Below are 3880 nucleotides of genomic sequence, written 5' to 3' on the forward strand. Positions count from 1 at the left end.
ATCACTATCGATAATGACCTCTTATCGATAGCGATTGCTCTCGCCGCCCAAATCAGCCAGAATGGGGTCAGAACAAGAACTGCTCGAAATCATACGCTAAGGCCGAACGGAGCATGAACATTATGCCGCCCAGGGCAATTTAGTCGGCAAGCGCAGCGGCCTGAAGCCCTCCGTAAGGTCGGGCGCGACGTCCCAGGAGTAGATGCCGGTAAGGTTGATGTGTTCCCAGCTCAGGGGAGAGACATGTTTGAGCAGGGTGTCGGGAATATTTCGGCTACTCTGACGGAGGTGCTCGGTGGCCCGGCTGAGATATACCGTATTCCAGTGGACGATGGCACTGACGACAAGATTGAGACCGGAGGCGCGGAATGCCTGGCTCTCGAACGATCGGTCGCGGATTTCGCCGCGCTCATGGAAGAAGACCGCACGCTTGAGTTTGTGCGCTGCCTCGCCCTTGTTGAGACCGGCTTGGCACCGCCGACGCAAGTCCGGACTGGAATACCATTCGATCATAAACAAGGATCGCTCGATACGGCCGAGTTCCCGCAGGGCTTTGGCCAACTGACTCGGATTAGGTGACGCAGCCAGCTTTTTGAGAATCGTCGAGGGTGCAACCGTACGCGCGCGGATTGACGCCGCCAGATGCAGCAGATCATCCCAATATTCCATGATGAGCGCGGAATTGATCCGCACGCCGATATGGTCCGCGAGGGCGGGATAGGTATCGACTTTCTCGAAGGTATGGAATTTCCGGTCCTTGAGGTTGCGCAGTCGGGGCGCGAAGCGCCGGCCGATCAGGGCGAAGAGGGCAAACACATGGTCGCTGGCGCCGCCCGTGTCGGTGAAATGCTCCTCGATGTCGAGGATGGTGTCGTGGTCGAATAGCCCGTCCAGAACATAGGCCGCCTCGCTTTCGGTCGGACTGATCGGCAGGATGCTGAAGTAGCCGTACTGGTCGGAGAGATGGCTGTAGAATTTGGTGCCTGGCTCGCTGCCATAGTGCAGATTGATGTCGCCGCGCCCTGCAGCACGATCACTGGCCCGGAAGAACTGACCGTCGGAAGACGCGGTCGTTCCATTTCCCCAGAGCAGAGCATGGGGATGACGCGCATGGGCGTCGGTCACGCTTGCCTGCGCCGCCCGATAAGTTTCGGTCCTGGCATGGAACATGCGCATCCAGCCGATCTGATGGGCGCTGATCCCTTTCGATGCGCCTGCCATCCGTTTTGGCCCGAGATTGGTGGCGTCCGCGAGCGTGCCGGCGAGCATAGCAGCGATGTTTTGTGGCATGTCGCCCGTTCGCACATGGGTGAACTGCTCGGCAAAGCCCGTCCACTCATGCACCTCTCTAAGAAGGTCCGGCACCTCGATGAGCGGGTACATGTCATTCAGCTCAAGATTCAGTTCCTCGGCTGCGGCGGGAACCTCGCTGGCCAGCGGCGTCACCAGCAGGGTTCCGGCCTCGAAACGGACACCCTCGAGCTTGCCGTTCCGAGCGCGGTGTGCGAGCCGCTTGAGATTGAAGTCGAGCAATTGCTGCATTTGCGCGAGCCACGCCGCCCCGTCGCGCTGTACGCCGAGGCCGAGCTGGTCGGCATCTTTGAGATTGGTGAAGGCAGGGCGCGGCATGAGATGCTCATCCATCGGGCGAAATGTCCTGCTGCCTTCGACCCAGACATCTGCTGAGCGAAGCCGCTCCCGCAACGCCGCCAGCGTGGCAATCTCGTAGAGACGACGATCGGGTTTTGATCCGCTGAAGATCAGTTTGCGGGCCGTCGTGCCAAGATGGGCAACCGGAACCCGATCTGGAAGGCTGCGCCGCCCATCTTCGTAGAGGGATTTGAGGGTTTCAATCGCCGCAAGCAGGGTATCGTTCCGGCGAGCGGAGCGGAAAGCAAAGGTCTGTAGAAACAGCGCCGCATATTTGCGGACGCTCGCGTATTGCTCCACCGCCACAAGCAATGGATCAGGATCTCCATTTTCCACCATGGCTTCGAGAGCGGGCTTTACCTGCAAAAGACGATGCCAGCCGACTTGCCGGTTGATCGTCTCGATTGCATCCTCATCGTTGTCGTTGGCGGCCTGAAGGGCGGAAATCGTGTCGAGAAACAGCCGGAGCGCCTTCGCCGTCTCTTTACGCGTTTCGGCATGGCGCTGCTTCTTGCGATTGTTGGCCTGGGAAAAGAGCCTGCCGATCAGCTTGATGAACATGGTGACCGCGTCGTCGGTCAGCTTCTGACCGAGCTTGATGACCTGGGCGACGATCGTCGCGCGCCGACGGCTGGCGTTGAAATCAGCGGCAAGCCAGGCCGGCGTGACATCGCCCTCCCGGATCATCTGGTCCCAGCGCCCGGAATGGATGCGGCCCTGCAGGCGGGGATCGATATCGAGGGCGCGTATGAAGGAGAGCCTTTCCATCATCGCGACCAGGTTGCTGGCGCCGGGTGCGTCCGGAGCCGATCGTAGCCAATGGAACCGCGTCTGTGCGATTGCAGGATCCACCTTCAGCAAATCGTCGAGGCTCTGAAGCTGCTCAGGGGAAAAGCCGGATATCAACGCCGCTTCCGCACGCCGTCGCGCTATGGCGCGTGCCGCCAGCCCGATCCGCTCTATGGTGTCCGGCGTGGGAAGCACCACATTGCGTTCCCGCATGGTTGTGATGATTGCCTTGGCAATAGATGACCCTTTGTCTGTCGTCGCTGCCGTTTCGATTGCGGACATCAAGGCGGCCCGCCGGTCCGGAGCTGCTGCGGTTCTCATCCCAAGATAGGCGAGGAGGTGCGAGATGTGTTCCAGCCGGGTCGGCTCTCGCCTCGCATAGGAACTGAAGCTTTCCGGATCGGCATTCAGTTGCTCGGAGATGTAATTGAGCATTGCCCGCGGCGGTATTTCATTCGCCATGAGCGTTCTGCCCGGATATCGCATCAGGCAAAGCTGAACCGCAAATCCGATCTGGTTATGCTTGCGCCTGCGGACTTCGATCTCCAGCCGGTCGGCCGGAGATAAGGTGTAGTGACGGATCAGGCTATCTTCATCGGTCGGCACGGCGAACAGCTCCTGTCGATCCTGAATCTTGAGAAGCTTTCGCCGGGCCATTTCTTTACTCCATGCAACATCACGCCGATGGCCCTTGGCATGTCCGAAAACGACCGGTTCCGTACAGGGTGAACATAGCACTGTCCACAAATTACCTTGACATAGTTATGGACATGCACGACATTTCGGACAGCCTATTCGGACGAAATCGAGCCCATGCCGCGCACCTTTGCCTACGTCCGGGTCTCCACGACCGGCCAAACGACTGAAAACCAGGTTCAGGAAATCGAGGCAGCCGGTTTCCACATCGAGCCACGCCGCATCGTCACCGAAACGGTCTCCGGCAGTGTCGCCATTGCGCAGCGCCGGGGCTTCACCCGGCTCATGGACAAGCTCGAAGCCGGGGATGTGCTCATCGTGACAAAGCTCGACCGACTTGGTCGGGACGCCATCGATGTGAGCACCACTGTAGGGAAACTGGAGGAATTGGGTGTCCGGGTTCACTGCCTCGCTCTGGGCGGTGTCGATCTCGCAAGCTCCGCTGGCAAGATGACCATGAACGTCATCAACGCCGTCGCACAATTCGAACGTGACCTGCTTATCGAACGCACGCAGTCCGGCCTCAAACGGGCAAAATCGGAAGGAAAAACCCTTGGCCGACCGGCGCGGCTCAACGAAACGCGGAAGCAGGATGTTCTTGTAGGGCTGGCCAGCGGCATGAGCGTTTCCGCGCTCGCCAGAAAGTTCGAAACCAGCCGACAGACCATCATGCGAGTCAGAGACGACAGTTCACGTTCCGTTCGACCTTAGCGTATGATTTCGAGCAGCTCTTGTTCTGACCCCA

Annotated in this window: 2 protein-coding genes; one reads left to right on the forward strand and one right to left on the reverse strand. The window is 59.4% G+C overall.

Annotated features, from left to right (window positions below):
- Window positions 1-120: 120 nt before the first annotated feature.
- Window positions 121-3096 (reverse strand): Tn3 family transposase, encoded by a 2976-nt coding sequence (locus NKI17_RS36570; RefSeq protein ID WP_352624169.1) that lies wholly within the window; start codon window positions 3094-3096, stop codon window positions 121-123.
- A gap of 156 nt (window positions 3097-3252) precedes the next feature.
- Here NKI17_RS36570 and NKI17_RS36575 point away from each other — a divergent pair, with 156 nt between their 5' ends.
- Window positions 3253-3846 (forward strand): recombinase family protein, encoded by a 594-nt coding sequence (locus NKI17_RS36575; protein WP_352907918.1) that lies wholly within the window; start codon window positions 3253-3255, stop codon window positions 3844-3846.
- Window positions 3847-3880: the final 34 nt, after the last annotated feature.

This window comes from Mesorhizobium sp. M0816, from assembly GCF_040320005.1.
Taxonomy (GTDB): Bacteria; Pseudomonadota; Alphaproteobacteria; order Rhizobiales; family Rhizobiaceae; genus Mesorhizobium.